This window comes from Pseudoclavibacter endophyticus, assembly GCF_008831085.1.
Taxonomy (GTDB): Bacteria; Actinomycetota; Actinomycetes; order Actinomycetales; family Microbacteriaceae; genus Pseudoclavibacter; species Pseudoclavibacter endophyticus.
The window spans coordinates 306,091-325,515 of sequence record NZ_WBJY01000004.1 but is presented as its reverse complement, the minus strand read 5'-3'; the positions used below and the strand labels follow the sequence as shown (position 1 = coordinate 325,515).

The 19,425-nt window shown below is 69.3% G+C and carries 17 protein-coding genes and 1 pseudogene; 4 read left to right on the top strand and 14 right to left on the bottom strand.

Going from position 1 to position 19,425, the window contains the following annotated elements:
- The first annotated feature begins 80 nt into the window (after nucleotides 1-80).
- Nucleotides 81-536 (top strand): MarR family winged helix-turn-helix transcriptional regulator, encoded by a 456-nt coding sequence (locus tag F8O04_RS14410; protein ID WP_158030078.1) that lies wholly within the window; start codon nucleotides 81-83, stop codon nucleotides 534-536.
- A 174-nt stretch (nucleotides 537-710) separates the two neighbouring features.
- Here the strand turns inward: F8O04_RS14410 and F8O04_RS14405 are convergent, their stop codons facing one another.
- The 11 genes from F8O04_RS14405 to F8O04_RS14355 all read right to left on the bottom strand — a co-directional run bounded on the left by F8O04_RS14405 (nucleotide 711) and on the right by F8O04_RS14355 (nucleotide 13,172).
- A complete protein-coding gene (locus tag F8O04_RS14405) occupies nucleotides 711-1,163 on the bottom strand; it encodes a nuclear transport factor 2 family protein (RefSeq protein ID WP_158030077.1) in 453 nt (150 codons plus the stop codon).
- 93 nt (nucleotides 1,164-1,256) lie between these two features.
- Nucleotides 1,257-2,636: an MmgE/PrpD family protein gene (locus F8O04_RS14400; RefSeq protein WP_158030076.1), complete on the bottom strand. Its 1,380-nt coding sequence runs from the start codon at nucleotides 2,634-2,636 to the stop codon at nucleotides 1,257-1,259.
- Entirely contained in the window at nucleotides 2,633-4,075 is a 1,443-nt protein-coding gene (locus F8O04_RS14395) for an MmgE/PrpD family protein (protein ID WP_158030075.1), read from the bottom strand. Before F8O04_RS14395 ends, F8O04_RS14400 begins: the two co-directional genes overlap by 4 nt.
- A gap of 44 nt (nucleotides 4,076-4,119) precedes the next feature.
- A complete protein-coding gene (locus tag F8O04_RS14390; RefSeq protein ID WP_158030074.1) occupies nucleotides 4,120-4,932 on the bottom strand; it encodes an ABC transporter ATP-binding protein in 813 nt (270 codons plus the stop codon).
- A 67-nt stretch (nucleotides 4,933-4,999) separates the two neighbouring features.
- Nucleotides 5,000-5,770, bottom strand: coding sequence for an ABC transporter permease (locus F8O04_RS14385; RefSeq protein WP_158030073.1), 771 nt, complete (start codon nucleotides 5,768-5,770; stop codon nucleotides 5,000-5,002).
- A complete protein-coding gene (locus F8O04_RS14380) occupies nucleotides 5,767-6,636 on the bottom strand; it encodes an ABC transporter permease (RefSeq protein WP_158030072.1) in 870 nt (289 codons plus the stop codon). Before F8O04_RS14380 ends, F8O04_RS14385 begins: the two co-directional genes overlap by 4 nt.
- Nucleotides 6,637-6,677: 41 nt before the next feature.
- Complete coding sequence (locus F8O04_RS14375; protein ID WP_188726490.1) at nucleotides 6,678-7,688, bottom strand: ABC transporter substrate-binding protein; 1,011 nt, start codon at nucleotides 7,686-7,688, stop codon at nucleotides 6,678-6,680.
- Nucleotides 7,689-7,749: 61 nt separating this feature from the next.
- Entirely contained in the window at nucleotides 7,750-9,231 is a 1,482-nt protein-coding gene (locus F8O04_RS14370) for an aldehyde dehydrogenase family protein (RefSeq protein WP_158030070.1), read from the bottom strand.
- Entirely contained in the window at nucleotides 9,228-10,826 is a 1,599-nt protein-coding gene (locus F8O04_RS14365; RefSeq protein WP_158030069.1) for a GMC family oxidoreductase, read from the bottom strand. Before F8O04_RS14365 ends, F8O04_RS14370 begins: the two co-directional genes overlap by 4 nt.
- Nucleotides 10,827-10,891: 65 nt before the next feature.
- Complete coding sequence (locus F8O04_RS14360) at nucleotides 10,892-12,217, bottom strand: NtaA/DmoA family FMN-dependent monooxygenase (protein ID WP_158030068.1); 1,326 nt, start codon at nucleotides 12,215-12,217, stop codon at nucleotides 10,892-10,894.
- A complete protein-coding gene (locus F8O04_RS14355) occupies nucleotides 12,207-13,172 on the bottom strand; it encodes an NAD(P)-dependent oxidoreductase (protein ID WP_158030067.1) in 966 nt (321 codons plus the stop codon). Before F8O04_RS14355 ends, F8O04_RS14360 begins: the two co-directional genes overlap by 11 nt.
- 138 nt (nucleotides 13,173-13,310) lie before the next feature.
- Between F8O04_RS14355 and F8O04_RS14350 the strand changes: the two genes are divergently transcribed.
- The 3 genes from F8O04_RS14350 (at nucleotide 13,311) to F8O04_RS14340 (ending at nucleotide 17,243) form a co-directional block, all read left to right on the top strand.
- Entirely contained in the window at nucleotides 13,311-14,246 is a 936-nt protein-coding gene (locus F8O04_RS14350) for a LysR family transcriptional regulator (protein ID WP_188726491.1), read from the top strand.
- 155 nt (nucleotides 14,247-14,401) lie between these two features.
- Nucleotides 14,402-15,541, top strand: a complete 1,140-nt coding sequence (locus F8O04_RS14345) for an enolase C-terminal domain-like protein (RefSeq protein ID WP_188726492.1) — start codon at nucleotides 14,402-14,404, stop codon at nucleotides 15,539-15,541.
- 58 nt (nucleotides 15,542-15,599) lie between these two features.
- Nucleotides 15,600-17,243, top strand: a complete 1,644-nt coding sequence (locus tag F8O04_RS14340) for an HAL/PAL/TAL family ammonia-lyase (RefSeq protein ID WP_158030064.1) — start codon at nucleotides 15,600-15,602, stop codon at nucleotides 17,241-17,243.
- A 143-nt stretch (nucleotides 17,244-17,386) separates the two neighbouring features.
- On the opposite strand, the pseudogene F8O04_RS15315 reads toward F8O04_RS14340, so the two are convergent.
- The 3 genes and pseudogenes from F8O04_RS15315 to F8O04_RS14330 form a co-directional block, all read right to left on the bottom strand.
- Nucleotides 17,387-17,542 (bottom strand): annotated as a pseudogene (locus tag F8O04_RS15315) (NAD(P)-dependent alcohol dehydrogenase); the annotation flags it as partial.
- 7 nt (nucleotides 17,543-17,549) lie between these two features.
- The gene (locus F8O04_RS15200; RefSeq protein ID WP_229741782.1) at nucleotides 17,550-17,792 is read right to left on the bottom strand and encodes an alcohol dehydrogenase catalytic domain-containing protein; all 243 of its coding nucleotides are present in this window, start codon (nucleotides 17,790-17,792) and stop codon (nucleotides 17,550-17,552) included.
- Nucleotides 17,789-19,291: an aldehyde dehydrogenase family protein gene (locus tag F8O04_RS14330; RefSeq protein WP_158030063.1), complete on the bottom strand. Its 1,503-nt coding sequence runs from the start codon at nucleotides 19,289-19,291 to the stop codon at nucleotides 17,789-17,791. Before F8O04_RS14330 ends, F8O04_RS15200 begins: the two co-directional genes overlap by 4 nt.
- Nucleotides 19,292-19,425: the final 134 nt, after the last annotated feature.

Here is a 19,425-nt window from a genome sequence, read left to right as displayed (position 1 = left end):
TGAAATCGGCGCGTCGGCAAGGACGTTGTCACTGAGTGGCAATACGCTCGCTCACGCCGACACATACGCAAGGAGGCGGCATGGTCGAGGCTCCATACAACGTCTACGTCATCAAGCAGCTCGAGCTCGTCATCCGACCGCGCTTCATCGAGATCTGCGCGACGGCCGACATGACCGCGCCACAGTACACGGCACTGACCGTGCTGCGCCGGAGGCCCGGCATCACGAGCTCAGAGCTCGCGCGTCGCTCGTTCGTGCGGGCGCAGACGATGGCGACAACGCTCGAGCCGCTGCTCGATGGCGGGCTCATTCGTCGCGAGCCCGACCCGACGAACGCGAGGCGCAAGCTGCTATACATCACCGATGACGGCGTCGAAACAATCGCCCGCCTGTCTGGCCCGATCAACGACCTCGAACGCATGATCACCGACGGCTTCTCGCCCGAGGAACGCGCTCAGTTCTGCAACCTGCTGCGCCGCAGCCGCTCGAACCTCGCGGCGGCGCAGCTGCCGTCATCGACCGACGATGGGACGTAGCGGCGGGCACTGCATCACGCGCGGAACGGGAGCAAGGCGCGCGTGAGCAATGTGCGCGTCGTCACAGGCGCAGCAGCAGCCGCAGAACGCGCTCAACCTCGTGCATGACAACCATGTCGGCCCCACCGAGGCGGTGCACCGAGGTCATTGACGCGGTCGCGTGGTCGGATGCGCCTACCCTTCAGGCTCGCCAGGCCGCAGCGGCCGGGCGATGCCGGGGAACTGCTTCGCCTCGGTTCGCTCGTCGTCGCCCCACACGCGGTACGAGCCGACGCGGATGCGCCACAGCAGCCCGTCCTTCAGATCGAAGTGCCCCATGTTGGTGCACCGAAACACGTCGCCTGCCTTCAGCGGCCCGAACGTGAAGCCGTCTCGGTCGGCGAACGCCCGAAACTCGGTGTAAATCTCGAGCGCGATATGGCGCTCGTCGACCATCACGAAGTCGAGCGCGAGGAGCTCGCGGACGGCCGAGTGCAGGCCGTCATAGTGTGCGCGGATGCCATCGGATCCAACCAGTCGCCGCTTCGGCAGCTCGAGTTCGACGTCCGGGTGGTAGTACGAATGCTGGGTGTCGTAGTCGAGCCGGTTGAACGCGGCGACGTAGGTCATGACGTCTTCGGTATTCATTCGTGCCTCCGTAATGTTCCAAGGGGGCCAGCGCCCTTCGATAGGCTCAGGGACCCTTCGACAGACTCGGGGGCCTCCGACGAGGCCGACCGACTACTGCGTCAGGTCGGTCATGAGGTGTCTGATGTCGTCAAGCTCTTCAAGGTGCTCGAGCGCATCGACGGCCCGGTCGATCTGCTGCTGCGTGAGCGGGCGCGCCGCGTTGTGCCGGAACTTGTCGACGAGCTGCGCATCGTCGAGCGGCGCCGTCATGCCGTACCGCTCGGCCGTGAAGGTCTCGCCGCGGGCGAGCACCTCCACCTTGCTCGCCTCGTTGTCGGCGTAGTCGGGGTGCGGCACGACCGACACGCGGTCGGCGAACGCGGTCATACGGGGGTCGGTCAGCTTGTTCCAGTCCTGCCAGTCGGCGCCCGACCGCTCGCCGTGGGCGACCATCGCCATCATGTAGGGCGTTCCGAACTGCAGGTCGACGATGTTGTTGAGCGAGCGATCCTGGAAGAGCACGGCCTCGACTGTCGGCGACGCGTACACCGTCACGCGCTCGATCTCGTCCGGGTGCAGCCGATTGGCGCCGACGATCTCCTCGAAGCACTCGATGGCGCGGTGCAGCATCGTGCAACAGGCGTAGGCCTTGAAGCGCACCTCGTCGAAACCCCACTCCTCACCGAGACCCGGCAAGAGGTGCTCGGGGAACCAGCCACCGTAGCCGCTCATCTCGCCATACCCGTGCTCGCCGTCGTCTAGCAGGCCCACGTCACCCATGATGCCGCCCTCGGCGAGCATGATCGCGAGGATCGCGCCCGTGTTCTGCCAGCCGGCGAAGCCATACTTCGACAGGTTCCTCGGCATCGAGAAGTTGCCGCGGCTCCACGTGTTGAGCTGGCTCAGGTGACCGGCGTGCGCGAGCGCGTTGACCATCTGCGCGTCCGTCAGGCCGCGCAACCGCCCGGCCCCCGCGGCGGCGCCGAAGTTGAGGCGCGCGTACCCCTCGCGCTCGGCGTAGCGGAACACGCGCTCCCCGTCCTCTTCGACGAACCCCATGCCGCGTGGAACCGCCCTTGCCATGCGCGCCGACAGTTCCAGCGCGACGGCGGTCGCGACGACGAGCTCCCGGCCGGACGCGCCCTCGCGCTCGGCCATGCCGAGCACGGTCGGCACGATGTACGGCGGTGTGTGGCCGCCCGGCATGACGGTGTCGAAGTCGAGCAGGTTGACGAGCTGGCCGTTCGCGAACACCGCGTTCGTGATGGCTACCCGGTCGCCCGTCCCGAGGATCGAGCACTCCCCCGGCCCGCCGAGCTGCCGCGCGATGCCGATGGTCACCTTGCCAGGGTCGGTCGTCGTGGCGCCGAGCGCGCAACCAATCGAGTCGAGCAGCACCCGCTTCGTCGACCGCACCGTCGCATCCGGCAATGACTCGTACGAGGTCGAGGTGGCGAACGACGCGAGCGTGTCGATGATGGGCGTGCTCATCGAGTCGCCCCCGCCGACGCGTCACTCAGCAGGGCCGTGAGCTCGCTCAGGTCATCGAGCTGGTCGAGCCGCAGCACCGTCTCGATGACCCGCTCGGCCGTCGCGGCGCTCACGATGCCGGTCACCTCGACCTGGTGCCGGTACTTGGCGAGGATGTCATCCTCGGTCATCGGGTTCGCCTCGTCTCCCTTCGCGTACGGCTTCCACACCGTGAGCTCGCGGCCGTCGCGCAGACGCACCGTCACCTCGGCTCCACCGTCTCGACCGGCCGATATCGGCTCGATGCGCGACCTCGCGATGAGCTCGTTGATCTGCGGCGAGCGGATCATGTCCTCCGTGAAGTGCTCGATGCTCATCGCGCCGTGCAGCAGTGCCGTGCATGCCGTGTACTGGAAACTGAAGGCGGCGTCACCGTGCGGCCAGTCGCGGATCTCGTACGGCTTCGCGTAGTAGTTCTTGAGGTTCGGCGGCGTGAGCCCGATCACGACCTCGTCGACGTCCTCAGCACGCACCCCGTGCTCGTGGTGCAGCGCGAGCGCGCAGTCGATCGGCAGGTGCGTCGGCAGGCCGCTCGGATAGGGCTTGAACACGACCTCGCCGAAGTAGTGCTCGCCGAGTCCTTCCGTGAGGATGCCCGGGTTCTTGCACCCCTGCGCGAAGACCTTGTAGTAGCCGTACTCGGCGAAGAGCGGATCGCTGAGGCCGGTCCAGCCCCGCGAGGCGAGCTCAGTGGCCATGACGCCCGTGTGCGACGCGGTGCCCTGCACGAGCTTGATCGCGTGGCTGCCGTCCCAGTAGTCCTGCACCGTTCCCGCCATCATGTTCACCATGAGGCCGAAGGCATGGCGCAGCTGCTCGGCGTCAAGGCCGAGCAGACGACCGGCGACGGCCGTCGTCCCCCAGGGCACGAGCGTTCCGAGGCCGTCGGGTCCGAGATAGAACGTCCAGTCGGACGACAGGGCGACGCGGCCCGCGAGGTCGTCGCCGAGCATCGTTGCGGTCAGCACGTCGCGCCCGCCGAGGCCCCGCGACTCGGCGACCGCGAGCGCCGTCGGCACGGTGCTCGCCGAGTTGTGGGCGGGCTGACGCACGCCGTCGTGCCAGAACGTCATGACCTCGAAGTCATTGGCGCGCACCATCATCGTGTTGATGAGGGCGGCGTGGTGCACGGGCAGCTTGCCCCCGTGGCCGATGACCGTGGACTGCGGGGCTCCTCCCCAGGTCTGCAGCAGGTCGAGGAGCTCGGCGTTGCCGTCGATCGACGCGCCGCCGAAGGCGCAGCCGATCACATCGAGCACGCGCCACTTCGCGAGCTCGACGTCGGCCGCCGGCAGGTCCTCGAAACGCGTGGTCGTGAGGTGCCGCGTGATCTGATCGATCGCGCGGGGTTCGTCCGCCGGAGCGGCTCCGGTTGGGCGGATGCTGACAGTGTCGGTCATGCGGTGTCGTGTCCTTTCGGGCGAGGTGCCGACGCGGCGCTGCGTCAGTCGGGTCGCCGGATTCGGCGCAGCACGCGGGTGCGGGCCTCGCCGAACTCGGGCAGGGTCTTGGTCGTGAGCTGGTCGCGCTCGGCGCCGAGGTCGACCTGGACGACGTCGACGACCTCGGCGGGTTTGCCGGAGAGCACGACGACGCGGTCGGCGAGGTAGACGGCCTCGTCGATGTCGTGCGTCACGAGCACGAAGCTGATGCCGAGCCGGGCGCGGAGATCGAGCACGAGGTCTTCGAGGTCGAACCTGGTCTGTGCGTCGACCGACGCGAAGGGCTCGTCCATGAGGAAGATCTCGGCCTGATACGCGAGCGCTCGTGCGATGGAGGCACGCTGCTGCATGCCGCCCGAGAGCTGCCAGGGGTACTTGCGGCCGGCGCCGCCGAGTCCGACCGATTCGAGCGACCGCTCGGCCATCTCGCGCCGCTCGGATTTCTTGACGCCCTTGCTCTCGAGCGGAAAGGCCACATTCTCGCGCGTACGCATCCAGGGCAGCAGCGAGCGGCTGTAGTCCTGGAATACGACACCCATCTGCGGCACGGGCTCCGTGAGAGGCGCATCGCCGATTCGTACCTCGCCTGTCGTGGGTGCGAGGAGGCCCGCGAGGCAGCGAAGCAGCGTCGTCTTGCCGACGCCGGAGGGGCCGACGACTGAGACGATCTCGCCCGGCTCGACCGCCAGCTCGATTCCGCGGAAGATCTCGTGCGGCTCTCCGCCGGTCATGTAGGTCTTGCCGAGTCCGCTGACGGATAGCCGTGTTTGGGCGATCGCGCCCGGTGCGGGGTCGGTGGTAGATGCTGTGCTCATGTCGTCTTCTCCGTTTCGCGTGCGCGGCGCGGTGCGTCGTCACTGACGGTCGCCGCGCGATGGTTCGTCATTCGGCCGAGGCGTGGTACCAGTGCAGGGCGCGCTTCTCGATGACGAGGAAGAGCACGCTGAGCAGGTACCCCAAGAGTCCGACGAGCAGGGTGCCCATCCACGTCGACTCGGGTTGGAAGAGGCCCTTGCTGTAGTTGATGAAGTAGCCGATGCCCTCGGTGGCCCCATAGATCTCGCTCACGACCATGACCACGACGGCGACGGAGAGCGAGATGCGCATCCCCGCCATCATCTGCGGCAGTGCCGCCGGCAGCACGACCTTGAACAGCTCGAGCCGCGTGCCGATGCGGTACGACTTCACGAGGTCGCGAACGCCCGGGTCGATGGCGCGCACGCCGTCGACCGTGTTGAGCAGGACCGGCCAGATGCAGGCGAAGGCGATGGCCCAGATCTTGGGAAGGGCCGTGATTCCGAGCGCGCCGATGATGATCGGCACGAGCGCCACCTGCGGCACGGAGCGTGCGAACTGCAGGTACGGGTTGAGGATCGACCGCAGCGCGCGCGACTTGCCGATCGCGATGCCGACGACGATGCCCACCACGACGCCGAGGAAGAGGCCGGCGACGATGTTGCGCATGCTCGCCACGGTGTGGGCGATGAGGTCGCCCGTCGTCAGCTCGACGAGGAACGACTCCCAGATGCGCGAGAGCGGCGGCAGGAAGGGGTTGGTGCTCGCCGCGGAGGCGAAGTACCAGATGACGATGAGCAGAATCGGCAGCCAGGCCTGCTCGAGCAGCGCGCGGGTGCGCTGAGCCGCGAGGGTCATGATGCCCTCCCTTCGTTGTCGCCGCGGGCATTCCAGACGATCACGCGGTCTTCGAACCACTGCAGCAGGCTGTTGAGCGTGAGCCCGAGCAGTCCGGCGTAGATGACGTAGGCGAGGGCGATGCTGGGCGCGCCGTCGACCTGCGCGGTGCCGAGCGCGAGGCCCATGCCGGGCGTGCGACCGAGCACTTCGACACCGATCGCGATGAGGATCGACACCGAGGCTGCGACGCGCACGCCCGTCATGATGAACGGCGCTGCCCCGGGGAGCACGACCTTGAGGAAGCGCAGCCACACGGTCGTGCGGTACGCGCGGACCGTGTCGCGCACGACCGGGTCCATGCGCCGCGCGCCGTAGGTCGTCTGCAGCAGGATCGGCCACACGACGCCGAGGAAGATGACGGTGATCTCCATGCGGGTCGTGACGCCGAGCAGCAGGATCATGACCGGCAGCAGCGCGATGACGGGAAACGAGCGCCCGACGTCGGTGAGCACCCGGGTCGCCCGCTCGACCGGCGGCAGCATGCCGAGCGCGAGCCCGAGCGGAACGCCGACGAGCACCGACAGGCCGAGCCCCGTGAGCGCCGCGAGCACGGTCTGCCCGAACGCGGTCCAGAACGACAGCGTGAAGGCGAGCTCCACGAACGATCTCGCCACCGCGAAGGGCGAAGGCAGCAGTTCGGGCGGCAGCCAGCGGAAGTGCGCGGCGAGCGCCCAGACGGCGAGGATGAGGGCGCCGACGCCGACTCTCGCGCCGAGCAGTCCCCACCGGCGCCGCCACCACGGTGGTCGGGCGGCGAGGCCGGCGGTCGCCGTTCTCGGTTTGGCGGGCGATGCCGGTGCGGTCGCCGTTGCGGTTGCAGCCATGTCGTCCTTCCTCGTCTCTGTGTTTCGCGTCACCGGTCCGGTCAGGGCACGAGGGGCGCGACCGGCGAGACGACCTCGTCGATCTCGACGGCGCGGGAGATGAACCCGAACTCGAACATCCCGTCGAGGGTCCGCTGCAAGCCGGACTCGTAGAGGTCGGTCTGGTAGCCAGCAATGATGGAGTTCGCGATGAAGTCGGGGTCGAGCTGCGAGTATTCGCGCTGCACGTCGCGGATCTTGGCGAAGTTGTCGGCGATGCCGAGCTCGTGGGCCTCGACCATGGCCTGCTGGAAGCGCTCGACGGCGTCGCCGTTCTGCTCGACGTAGTCGTCGGAGGCCGCGTAGACGACGCTGGGCCCGTAGGCCAGCACGTCGTTGCTCGGCGTGGCGAACTCGATGAGGCCCGCCTCGAGGCCGGCGCCGTAGAACGCGCCGATCGTGTACGCGGCGTCGATCTCACCCGTCATGACGGCGTCATTCAGGTTCGGCAGCGGCAGCTGCACGAACGTAATGGTCGACGGGTCGATGCCTGCCTCCTGCGCGCAGAGGAGCGTTCCGAGGTGCGTCGTCTCATTGAGTCCCTGCAGGCCGACGGTCTTTCCCTCGAGGTCGGCGCACGACTCGATGCCGCTTTCCGGGGTCGTGACCATGCCGGAGGTCGGCACCTCCGGGTCTGAGCTCGTGGCGCCGAGGATCGCGCGGATGCCGAGCCCCTCGACGGCGCCCTGGATCACCGAGACGCCGCCGGACATGGCGATGTCCGCCTGACCGGCGATGAGCTGCGCCGCGTTCTCGGAGGCCGTGTTGCCGTCCATGACCTGCACGTCGAGGTTGTAGTCCTCGAAGATGCCCTCCTGCTCGGCGATGCGCACGGGCTCGTAGAACACGGGTCCGATGATGAGGCGGATGGTCGCCGGCTCGCCCTCAGCGGCCGGCTCGGTGTTGTCGCCCTGCGCCGATTCGCCGGCGCACGCGGCGAGTGCCACGAGCGAGGCCGCGGCAAGGCAGGTCATGATGGCCCGGCCGAGTTTGCCGGTGACGTTGGTGGTCATGATGTGTCCTGTTCTGGGCTCCATTGCCCGTTGACGCCAGACCGCGGGGGATGCGGACCGGTCAGTTTTCCTTCAGGATCGAGATGGTCCTCGGTTCAGAGAAGCCCTCATACGATCGTGGCCCGCCCTCGCGGCCGAGGCCGCTGAGCTTCACGCCGCCGAACGGCACCTCGGCGCCCACGTGCGGGTGACGGTTGATCCACGTCGACCCCGACTCGAAGCGGCGGGCGAGGTCGAGGGCGAGGGCGGTGTCGCGGGTCCACACCGAGCCGCCGAGCCCGTAGTCGGTCGCGTTGACGCGCTCAAGCACCTCGTCGATGTCGGTAAACGTCATGACCGGCAGCACGGGCCCGAACTGCTCCTCGTCGACGACGCGGATGCCGTTGTCGACGCCCGTGAGGATCGTCGGCTCGAGGAAGAACCCATCCCGATCGGGGGCGCTGCCGCCCGTCACGACCGTCGCGCCGGCGGCCACCGCGTCATCGACGAGCTCCTGCACGTACTCGAACTGCGGCCGGGTCGTCGAGGGTCCCATCGTCGTCTCCGGATCCCACGGCGTCCCCGGCGTGTGGGTGCGCGCGATCGCCGTGAGCGCTTCCACCAGTTCTTCGGCGATGCTCTCGTGCACGTAGAGCCGCTTGACGGCGGCGCAGATCTGTCCAGACAGCGCGAAGGCGCCTCGATAGATGCGCGGGGCGATCGCCTGCACGTCGACATCGGGAAGCACGACTGCGGCGTCGTTGCCGCCCAGTTCGAGCTGCAGGCGCCTGAGCCCGTCGGCCGACTGCTGCATGATCGCCTTGCCGGCGCGGATGCTGCCGGTGAACGACACCATCGACACGTCGACGTGCTGCGTCATCGCGACGCCGAGCTCGTCACCGCCCGCGAGCACGTTGATGACTCCCGGCGGCACGAGGTCCTGCACGATGCGACCGAACAGCAGCGAGGCGAGCGGCGTGTAGGGCGAGGGCTTCGCGACGACGGTGTTGCCGACGCGGAGCGCCGCCGCGATCTTGTTGGCCAGCATGAGCAGCGGGCCGTTCCACGGCGTGATCGCCGCGACGACGCCGATCGGCTCGTGCACCACGAGCACCGTCTGCTCGTCATCGTCGATGAGCGTCTCGGTGGGCACCACCTCGTCGGCGTGGTAGCGGACGTGGGCGGCGGCGCCCATGGGCTCGCCCGTCGCGATGCGGATCGGCTTGCCGGTTTCGGCGGCGAGCACGGTGCCGAGCAGCTCGGCGTTCGCCTCGATCGCGTCCGCGATCGCGTGCAGAGCGCGCACGCGGGCCGGCTCGTCGGCCGCCCACGCGGGCTGGGCCGCCTTCGCCGCCGCGACGGCGGCATCCAGGTCGCCCATCCCTGCCGAGGGGCATTCGGCCAGCGGCGCCCCGAGCCACGGCGCCGTCACGGTGAAGGTGCCGTCGCCCGGCACCAGGCGGCCGCCGACGAGGTGGCCGAGGTCGGCGACGACCTCGCGCACCTGCTGCAGGCGTTGTTCGTCGGTGAGGTGGGCCTGATCGGTGTTCTGAGTCGTCGTCATGCGACGCTCCTCTCGTGCGTACGGTGCTCGGCCGGCTGGTCAGCGCGGGCCTCGCCGGTGGACGCCGGCGCGTGTGATCGGCCCGTGAGCCGCTCGGCCATGCGCTCGGCGATGGCGACGACCGTGAGGAAGAGGTTCGCGCTCACGGTGGTCGGCATGATCGAGGCGTCGACGACGCGCAGGCCATCGATGCCAAGGACGCGGCACTCGGAATCCACGACCGCCTCTGGGTCTCCCGGGGCGCCCATGCGGGCCGTCGAGCAGGCGTGCATGACGTCTTTCACGGCGTGCCGCAACGACGCGTCTTCGGGGAGGACGGCGGGGCCGGTCGCGAGACGTTTCATCGCCGGATGCTCGAGGAGCGCCCGAATGCGATCGACGCCGTCGCGCATGCGCACGAGGTCGCGTTCGTCACCGAGGAGGTGCATCTCAAGGTGCGGGTCGGCGAAGGGGTCGAGGCTCGGCAGGCGGAATTCGCCGCGCGAGAACGCCTGATTGAGCTGCACCGCGACGCCAGCCGTCGGCAGGCCGAACCAGTAGTTGTGGTTGCTGGCCATGAGCATCATGTCGTTCTCGTGGGCACCCGCGAGGCCCGATGAGTACCGGACGACCACGTTCGTCGGCCGGTTGCCCACGCACTGCTGCGAGGAGGGGTCGACGGGAACCTCGATGAAGACGACGGCGTGGTCCTGGTGACCCTCGCCGACGGGCAGGATCGCGGTGCGCTCGGCGCCCAACCGCTGGAGCTCGGCCTCCGGACCGATGCCGGAGCGCAGCAGGATGGCGGGCGAGTGGATAGCACCGGCGCACAGCAGCACCTCGCCGCCCGCCGCGACCCGGTGCTCGGCGCCGTCGGCGAGCCGGAGACCGACCGCCCGCATCCCGTCGAACAGCACGCGGTCGACGTGCGCGCCGCCGACGACGGTGAGGTTCGCGCGGTCACGGGCCGGGTCGAGGTAGGCGTCGTTGGTCGAGACGCGCTTGCCGTCGCGGATGTTCATGGCGAACGTCGTCGCTCCCGTGCCCGTCGGGGCGTTGTGGTCATCGTGCCAGCCATAGCCCGCGGCGAGTGCCGCGTCGCGCAGCGCGATGTCGGTGCCGCCCCAACCCGACTCGGGCTCGCGGTACACCGGGATGGGCCCGTTGTGGCCGTGCCAGGGGCTGCCGGGGAACTGCGCATCGGTCTCGCTCGCCCGGAACGACGGGAGCAGGTCGTCGTACCCCCAGCCGTCAGCACCCATCTGCTGCCAGAGCGCGAAGTCGTCGGGCACGCCGCGGATCGCGCAGAGCCCGTTGATCGTCGAGCTGCCGCCGAGCCCACGGCCGCGCCGGTACGGGAACACCGCCTGCTCGGGGGTGCGCCGCGCCGTGATGCCCGAGAAGAAGAACTCCGGGTTCTGCTCCTCCCGGGGTGGCTGCAACGCCAGGCCGCGGCCAAGGTTTCGGTCGTGGAACTGCGTCGGGGTGTCGGCCGAACGGTAGTCCGGTCCCGCCTCGAGCACGAGCACGTTCGAAGCCGGGTCCTCGGTGAGGCGGGCGGCGAGGATCGCGCCAGCCGTGCCGCCACCGACAACGATGTAATCCCAGTCAGTCATGAAACTTGTCTCCTCACTCGTCGTTGAGCGTGTTTTCGGTGCCGGCGGTCGCACGGCGACGGCGGTCAGATGCCGATCGGCTGCCTGCGGCCCGCGTCGATGGCCTGGCGAAGGGTGCCGCCCTCGTAGTCTTCGCGGAAGAGGCCGCGCTCCTGCAGCTCGGGCACGAGCAGTTCGCAGATTCGGCGGTAGCCCTCGGGGATCGAGGGGGCGTTGAGGCTGAAGCCGTCGCAGGCGCGCGACTCGAACCAGTCGGTCATCTGATCGGCGATGCGCGACGCCGAGCCGACGGCCCACAGATGACCGCTCGCGCGCGACGACTCGACGATGAGCTCGCGGAGCGTGTAGCCCTGCTCGACCGAGCGGCGCCGGAAGATCTCGTAGCGGCTCGTGGTCGCCGTGCCCCGCTCGAAGCGTTCCGCGGGGATCGGCTCGTCGGCGTCGAGGTCGTCGAGCGGGAAGCCGAGCGACTCGGCGAGCTGTCGGCGACCGTGCTCGATGTCGACGAGCGACGTGAGCTCGTCGAGGAACTCCTGCGCCTCCGCCTCGGTTCGACCGATGATCGGCAGGATGCCGGGCAGGATGGCGACCTCGTCGCGCGCACGGCCCTTCGACTCGACGGTGTCCTTGTAGTTCGCGTAGAACTCGACGGCCGAATCGCGCATCGGCTGCGCCGTGTAGATGAGGTCGGCGTAGGTGGCGCCGAGGTCGACGCCGGGGCCCGACGAGCCCGCCTGCACGAGCACGGGACCGCCCTGCGGCGAACGGCGCATGTTCAACGGGCCCTTCACGGTGAAGTTCTCGCCCTCGTGATCGATCGCGCGGATCTTCGTCGGGTCGATCCACCAGGCCGACTCGCGGTCGGCGATGACCGCGTCGTCGTCCCAGCTGGTCCAGAGTCGCCGCGCGATGTCGACGAACTCATGGGCCCTGCGGTACCGCTCCGCGGCATCCGGCATGTCGGTGAGGCCGTACTGCTCGTTGCCGAGGAACGACGTGACGATGTTCCAACCCGCGCGCCCGCCACTCAGCGTGTCGAGTCCGGCGAACTGGCGCGCGAGCGTGGTCGGGTGCGAGAACGTCGTCGAGCCCGTGCCGATCAGGCCGATGTGCTTCGTGACCGACGCGAGGGCCGACAGCGACGTGATGGGTTCGTAGTAGCCACCGACCTTCGTGTCGCCGCGGAGCAGCGGACCGGGCGACACCGTGTCGGCGAAGAACACGGCGTCGAGCTTCGCCGCCTCGGCCTGTGTCGCAAGGTCGACGATGAGGTCGAGCTCGCCCCACTCCTCGGCCCGGCTGTCCTGGCCGCGCCAGCTGTAGTTGTGGTAGCCGGCCGGGTGCATGAACATCGTCAGCACGAGGTGCCGACGTCGCAGGTCATCCGACATGTGCGCCCGCCTCCTTCCGATCCTGCAGGCCGCGCACGCACGCGGCCACGCTCTCGCCGATCCTGGCCATGGACGCCGGGCTGCCGCCGCCCGCGATGTGCGGTGAGATGACGACGCCGGGCGCGGTCCACAGCGGATGTCCCTCTGGCAGCGGCTCCGGGTCGGTCACGTCGACGCCGGCGCCTGCGAGCTGGCCGGCGCCGAGCGCGGCCGCGAGGGCGTCGGTGTCGACGAGGCCGCCGCGCGCGACGTTGATGACGACCGCCGTATCGGGGAGCGCCGCGAAACGCTCGGCGCCGAAGAGTCCGGCCGTCTCGGCCGTGAGCGCGGCCGAGATGATGACGACATCGGCGCGGGGCAGGTAGTCGTCGAGGTCGGCGATGTTGCCGAGCTCGTTGACGCTCGCGTCGGGGCGGGCTCGCCGCTGCAGGCCGATCGTGTGTACGCCGAAAGCCCGCAGGCGAATGGCCACCTCCCGGCCGATGTGGCCGAGGCCGACGATGAGCGCCGTCTGCCCCTCGAGCGAGCGGAGCTTGCGGACGAGTGAGCGGTCCCACGCGCCCTGGCTCGTGTTCACGGCGATGCGGCCGATCTGCCGCATGACGGCGAGCGTGAGGGCGACCGCGTGCTCGGCGACCGTCGGTGCGTTCGCGCCCGTCGGCCCGGTCACCTCGACGCCAGCCGGGAAGCCGACCGATTCGAAGCCCTCGCGTCCCGCCGAGACGAAGTGCATCGCCCGCAACCGGCCGTCACTCACGGCGATCGCCTCGACGACCCTGCGGGCGTCGTGCGGCGGGGCATCCCCGAGCACGAGCACGTCGGCGCTCGCGATTCCCGCGACGCAGTCGTCGATCTCTTGCACGATCTCCGTCTCGATGCCCTCGACGGCGTCGAGCGCGTCGAGCGTCGCCTCGCGGGCGAACACTGTTGGCGACCAGAAGAGCACTTTCAGCACGGCGTCACCGTCTCTCGATTCGTGGGCCTCGTCGCCCAGCTGTTACGTCGACCTTGACGTGGCTCCATCGTGTCAACAGGAATGGAAGATGTAAAATAGAGAAATTCGTGCCTCAAGATCTAGTAAATGGAGATTGCCATGACCGAGTTCTCGCTCGTGCAGCTCAGACACTTCTGCGCCGTCGCCGAACTCGGCTCGATCGCCGAGGCGGCGAGGTCGCGCCACGTCGCGGCGACCGCCGTCAGCTCGGCCATCACGGCGCTTGAGTCGGTGCTCGGCACGCGCCTCTGCGTTCGCGCCCGCCCACGAGGCGTTTCGCTCACCCCGGCGGGGCACCAGTTCTACCGCGAGGCCAAACGCCTCGTGCGCGCGGCCGACGACCTCGTTCGCACCCACAGGCACGCCCCGGACGCGCACGCGGGGCCACTCAGCATCGGTGTCTTCGGCCCGGTGTCACCGGCAATCCTGCCGGGTCTGCTGACGGCGTTCCAGCGCTCGCACCCCGAAACCAAGGTCGAGTTCACCACCGGCAAGGTGCTCGATCTCGTCGAGCGAATGCTCGCGGGCGACCTGCACTGCTTCTTCAGTTACAACGTGTTCAGCCGTACTGGCAACATGCCGGAGGGCCTCGTTGCCGAAGACCTGTACCGCACGCAGCTCCACGTGGTGCTCGCGGCCGACCACCCACTCGCGGGGCGCAAGCACGTGTCGATCGCCGAGCTCATCGAGGAACCCATGGTGCTCTACGAGTCGAACCCCCAGCGCGCCTTCTCCGAGCCGGCCCTCGGCAAGCTGCACCCGGCGGCGAAGGTGCGCTACCGCACCTCGGACTTCGAGCTCATGCGGGCCCTCGTGGCCCGGGGCATGGGGTACTCGCTCATCATGAACCCCATGCCGGCCGGAGCGAGCTACGAGGGCCTGCCCCTCGCCCGCGTCGCCCTCGACCCGCCCATCGCCGGGTCGTCGCTCGTCATGATCCGCCCGGCCGGGCAGTGGCAACATCCCGGCGTGCGCGCCCTGCTCGACGTCGCCCGGGGCCTTGTACATGAGGGCGGGCTGGGCATCTCGCTGTAGCGCCGCACTCCTTCCTGACAAGAAACTAGTGGTTGGGTGCAAGCTTTTCCTCATTTGCTTTGCCTTGGAGTGGGGCCACGATGGAGCGTGACGTGGCGGGGCCGAGCGGCCCGGCCTGCGCGGCGCGCAAGGAAGCGTGCCCGGGGAGGCAATTCATGAACACGACCATCACCGATGTGCGCATCGCCGTCCACCGGAGCGAGCAGCCGTTCCTGCCGGACAAGCCGGGTTCCGGCACCTTCGGCGTGCTCACGATCGCGACCGACGGCGGCGTCGAGGGGCACACCTTCTTCAGCGGAGCCGGCTCGGTCCCCGACCACGCGGCACGCGTGCTCGCCGAGAACGTGCGCGGCCAGCTCATCGGGCTCGACGCCCTCGACACCGGCATCGTCTGGCAGCGTCTGTGGCGCCAGGAGCGCACGCTGGGCTCGGTCGTGATCGGCGCCGTCGACGTGGCGCTGTGGGACATCGTCGGGAAGGTCGCCGGGCTGCCGGTGCACCGGATGCTCGGAACGGCGAAGACGTCCCTCCCCGTGTACATCTCATCGTGGGTGCACGAACGACCGGAGGACTACGCCGAGGAGGCGCTGCACTACCGAGAGCTCGGGTTCACCGGCTACAAGCTCCACCCGCCGGTGCAGGGGCGCACGATGTATGGCCGCGACGTGCCCGTCGAGGCCGACCTCGCGGCCTATCGCGCCGTGCGCGAGGCCGTCGGTCCGGACATGGCTCTCATGGCCGACTCCCCCTTCGTCTACAGCTTCGAGGAGGCGCTGCGCGTCGGCCGGTTGCTCGAGGACCTCGAGTACACGTGGTTCGAAGATCCGCTGCCGCCGGACGACATCGCGGGGTACGAGCGGCTGCGGCGGCACCTGCGCATCCCGCTGCTCGCGACCGAGATGACCCCGGGCGGCCCCTACAACTACGCGCAGTGGGTGACGCACCAGGCCACCGACTATCTGCGCGGCGACGTGTTCTTCAAGGGTGGCATCACCGCCCTCACGAAGATCGCGCGCACCGCCGAAGTGTTCCGCCTCGGATTCGAGCTGCACGACGGATTCAACGCCATCGGCAACGTTGCCGGCGCGCACGTCGCCTTCTCGGCGCCGAACGCCGGCTGGTTCGAGGTGCTCACGGTGCAACCGACGGGCGTCTACGGTCTCGACAACTTCTCGTACGGGCTTACCGAACCGATGCGCATCGAAAACGGAGCACTGCACGCGCCCACGGGCCCGGGACTCGGGCAGCCGATCGACTGGGAGCGCATCAACGCCGGCATCGTGGCCACGTACTGACCCCGGCATTCGGCCGACCGGCCCGAACCGAACCGCAGCACCAGGCGAAGGAGCACACATGACGGTCACCATCAGCGGCGATGGCCTGACGACCGACGCCATCGCGGCCGTCTCGCACGGCGAGCGCGTCGAGATCACGAACGATTCCGCCGTGCGTGACCGGCTGGAGTGCTCTCGAGCCGTGATCCGGGATGCGCTCGACCGCGGCGAGGCGATCTACGGCGTCTCGACGCTGTTCGGCGCCATGGCGGATCACCACGTGCCGGAGGACCGGCTCGTCGAGCTGCAGCGCCTCGCCCTCTGGCAGCACAAGACCGCGACGGGGCCCCGGCTCCCGGCGAGCGACGTGCGCGCCGCGATGCTGTTGCGCGCCAACTCGCTCCTCAAGGGCGCGTCGGCGATCCGCCTGTCGATCATCGAGCGCTACGTCACCTTCCTGAACGCCGACGCCGTGCCGCACGTGTTCCAGCGCGGCTCGATCGGGGCGAGCGGCGACCTCGTGCCGCTCAGCTACATCGCCGGCGCCGTGCTCGGGCTCGACGACGCCTTCCTCGTCGATCTGGGCGGCGAAACGATCGGGGCCCTGACGGCGCTCGACCGGCTCGGCCTCGAGCCGATCGAGCTCCAGCCGAAGGAAGGACTCGCCCTCAACAACGGCACGGGCGCCAGCACGGGCGTCGCCGCGAACGCCGTCGACCGCGCCCTCGACCTGGCCGCCGTCACCATCGGCCTGCATGCGCTTTACGCGCAGGCGCTGCGCGCGACCGACCAGAGCTTCGCGCCGTTCGTGCACGCCATGAAGGCGCATCCCGGCCAGATCTGGGCGGCCCGCGCGATGCTCGACCTGCTTGAGGGCTCCCCCGTCATCCGGCGCGAAGACGGTGGCGAGCGCGATCGCCCGGCCGGCGTGCTCATCCAGGACCGGTATTCGCTGCGCTGCCTGCCGCAGTACCTCGGGCCGATCATCGATGGCCTCCTCGTCGCCAAACGGCAGATCGAAATCGAGGCGAACAGCGCCAACGACAATCCGCTCGTCGACCCGGATCGCGCAGAGATCCTGCACACCGGCAACTTCCTCGCCCAGTACACGGGCGTCGCGATGGATCAGGTGCGCTATCACCTCGGCCTGCTCGCCAAGCACGTTGACGTGCAGATCGCCCTGCTCGTCTCTCCCGAGTTCAACCACGGGCTCACCCCGTCGCTGACCGGCAACATGGACGGCATGAGCGTCGGGCTCAAGTCGCTGCAGGTGGCGACGAATCAGATGATGCCGCTCATGGGGTTCTACGGGCAGTCGATCGTCGACAAGTTCCCGACGCACGCCGAGCAGTTCAATCAGAACATCAACAGCCAGGCCATGAACTCGGCCAACCTCGCTCGCGACACCCTCGATGTGTTCACGCACTTCCTCGCCGTCTCGTCGTTCGTCGCCGTGCAGTCCGTCGAGCTGCGGGCCAAGGAGCAGGGTGGCACCTACGACGCCAGGAGCATTCTGTCGCCCGCGACCGTGCCGCTCTACGAGGCAGCGCGGCGCGCGGCGAAGGGCGAACCCGACGACGCGGCTCCCCTGCTGTGGAACGACATGGACCAGTTCGTGCAGCCCATGGTCGAGGGCCTCATCACGGGTCTCGATCGAGGCGGACCGATCCTGCAGGCGGTCTCGGGGGTTGCTGCGGGATTGCGGGGGCACGCGCCGCTGTAGCGGCGGGAGGCGACTGCTCCTACAGGTCCCGCCCGCACGCCGCAGCCGAGGGGGGCGAGCAGTCCCGGCGCCAGGTCGTGGTCGACGCGGATCACGCTGCGGCGATCGGCGATCGCGTACTGCGCGAATGACCACTGCCCGAAGAAGTGCGAGCCGAGGTCGACCCCGCCCTCGTGCAGTCCGCTCGTTCCGTCGGATCGCGCGCCGTTGAAGATGTTCAGCGGCAGCCAATCGGCGCAGTACGCCGGGTGCCCGGCCTGGCAGTTCGCGCACTCGCCGCGCGACGTGAAGCTGAGCACGACCCGGTCACCGATCGCGAGGTCGGTTGCCAGCACCGACCTGTTCGATCACGCCGGTTCCCTCGTGGCCGAGCACGCCCGGCATCGGGAACGGGATGCCGCCGAACAGCACGCCGAGGTCCGTGTGGCACAGACCGGCGGCCTCGATGCGCACGAGCACCTCGTCGTCACGCGGCCCGTCGACCTCGATGTCGGCGATCGTGAACGATCCCGGGGGCCGCATGACCGCGGCGCGGGCCGCGCGGCTCACGAACCACTCCCGTCGCCCGTCGCAGGCGCCGGCGCGACCGCGATCGTGACCGACTTGACGCGTGTGTACGACTCGAGCGCCTCGGCGCCGTTCTCGCGACCCCAGCCCGACGCCTTGACGCCGCCGAACGGCACCGCGGCATCCAGCATGGCCCACCCGTTGACCCAGACGATGCCGGCGTCGAGCTTCGCCGCGACGCGGTGCGCCCGGCTGATGTCGCCCGTCTGCACGCCGGCCGCAAGTCCGTACGGGGTGCTGTTGGCGAGCGCGACCGCCTCGTCCTCCGTGTCGAAGGGCTGCACCGTGAGCACGGGGCCAAAAACTTCCTCGCGCACGGCGGGCGCGTCGGCTGGCAGGCCCGCGATGACGGTCGGCTGGAAGTAGTAGCCGCCGTCGAGCTCGATGGGCTCGCCCCCCGTGACGACGCGGCCGCCTGAGCCGACGGCCTCGCGCACCGCGTCGGTGACGCGGGCGAGCTGGTCGGCGCTCACAAGCGGGCCGATGACTGTGCCGTCGTCGCTCGGGCTGCCGAGCGGCACGTCCCCGACCGCTCCCTCGAGGATGCCCACGATCGCGTCGTGCACGGGCCGCTCGACGAGCAGCCGGGGCCCGGCCATGCAGAATTGGCCCGTATTGAAGACGAAGGCGTTGATGACGGCGCCCACCGCCTGCTCGAGGTCGGCATCGGCGAAGACGATGTTCGCGGCGTTGCCCCCAAGCTCGGCTACGACCGGCTTGAGCAGCTCGCCGGCGTTGCGGGCCACGATCCGGCCGACCTTCGTCGACCCCGTGAACGCGACCATGTCGACGCCGGGATGCTTCACGAGCGCATCGCCAGGCTCGGCGCCCTCGCCCGTGACGAGGTTGTACACGCCGGCCGGCACACCCGCCTCGGCGAGGATGTCGGCCATGAGCTGCGCACTGAGGGGCGTCTGCGGCGCCGGCTTGTGCACGACGACGTTGCCCGCCGCGAGCGCCGGCGCAATCTTCGACGACGAGAGGATGAGAGGGAAGTTGAACGGGCTGATCGCCGCGACCACGCCCCGCGGCTCACGCGTCGTATACGAGAACGCCGGGAGCGGGGTGTCAGGCACCCTGCCGTCGAGGTGCGGCGCGAGCGTCGCGTAGTACTCGAAGAGATCGGCGGCGTTCGGCACGTCGATCGTCCGCGTGAACATGATGGGCTTGCCGACGTCGAGCCGCTCGGCCTGCGCGAGCTCCTCCGCGCGCTCGCGCATGAGCCCCGAGACGCGCAGCAGCACCCGCGAGCGCTCGCGCGCCGACAGGGTCGACCACCGCCCGTCGTCGAACGCCCCGCGCGCGGCGGCGACCGCCGCATCGACGTCGGCCGCACTCCCTGCGGCGACGCTGCCGATGCCGGAGCCCGTCGACGGGTCGATCACCGTCATCGTCTCGCCGCTCACGGCCGGCACCCACCGCCCATCGATGAAGAGCTCCGGGCGGGGTCGCGGGGCCGTCGTGGTGTCGTTGTGCGACATCGTTCCTCCTCGTTGAGTTCAACCCGACGCAATCACTGCGTGACCCGATGGTGCGACCGCCGGTGGCGCGGGCCATAGCGCCGTTCGGAAAACGGATAGCAACATTGGCTGACTGCACGATGCACGCCTGATCG

What these genes read in the sequence shown, in the direction of transcription:
- F8O04_RS14350 (WP_188726491.1), top strand. Translation starts at nt 13,311, where the DNA reads ATGACCGAGTTCTCGCTCGTGCAGCTCAGACACTTCTGCGCCGTCGCC.
- F8O04_RS14360 (WP_158030068.1), bottom strand. Translation starts at nt 12,217, where the DNA reads ATGTCGGATGACCTGCGACGTCGGCACCTCGTGCTGACGATGTTCATG.
- F8O04_RS14405 (WP_158030077.1), bottom strand. Translation starts at nt 1,163, where the DNA reads ATGAATACCGAAGACGTCATGACCTACGTCGCCGCGTTCAACCGGCTC.
- F8O04_RS14330 (WP_158030063.1), bottom strand. Translation starts at nt 19,291, where the DNA reads ATGTCGCACAACGACACCACGACGGCCCCGCGACCCCGCCCGGAGCTC.
- F8O04_RS14390 (WP_158030074.1), bottom strand. Translation starts at nt 4,932, where the DNA reads ATGAGCACAGCATCTACCACCGACCCCGCACCGGGCGCGATCGCCCAA.
- F8O04_RS14400 (WP_158030076.1), bottom strand. Translation starts at nt 2,636, where the DNA reads ATGAGCACGCCCATCATCGACACGCTCGCGTCGTTCGCCACCTCGACC.
- F8O04_RS14380 (WP_158030072.1), bottom strand. Translation starts at nt 6,636, where the DNA reads ATGGCTGCAACCGCAACGGCGACCGCACCGGCATCGCCCGCCAAACCG.
- F8O04_RS14385 (WP_158030073.1), bottom strand. Translation starts at nt 5,770, where the DNA reads ATGACCCTCGCGGCTCAGCGCACCCGCGCGCTGCTCGAGCAGGCCTGG.
- F8O04_RS14345 (WP_188726492.1), top strand. Translation starts at nt 14,402, where the DNA reads ATGAACACGACCATCACCGATGTGCGCATCGCCGTCCACCGGAGCGAG.
- F8O04_RS14375 (WP_188726490.1), bottom strand. Translation starts at nt 7,688, where the DNA reads ATGACCACCAACGTCACCGGCAAACTCGGCCGGGCCATCATGACCTGC.
- F8O04_RS14365 (WP_158030069.1), bottom strand. Translation starts at nt 10,826, where the DNA reads ATGACTGACTGGGATTACATCGTTGTCGGTGGCGGCACGGCTGGCGCG.
- F8O04_RS14340 (WP_158030064.1), top strand. Translation starts at nt 15,600, where the DNA reads ATGACGGTCACCATCAGCGGCGATGGCCTGACGACCGACGCCATCGCG.
- F8O04_RS14370 (WP_158030070.1), bottom strand. Translation starts at nt 9,231, where the DNA reads ATGACGACGACTCAGAACACCGATCAGGCCCACCTCACCGACGAACAA.
- F8O04_RS14410 (WP_158030078.1), top strand. Translation starts at nt 81, where the DNA reads ATGGTCGAGGCTCCATACAACGTCTACGTCATCAAGCAGCTCGAGCTC.
- F8O04_RS14395 (WP_158030075.1), bottom strand. Translation starts at nt 4,075, where the DNA reads ATGACCGACACTGTCAGCATCCGCCCAACCGGAGCCGCTCCGGCGGAC.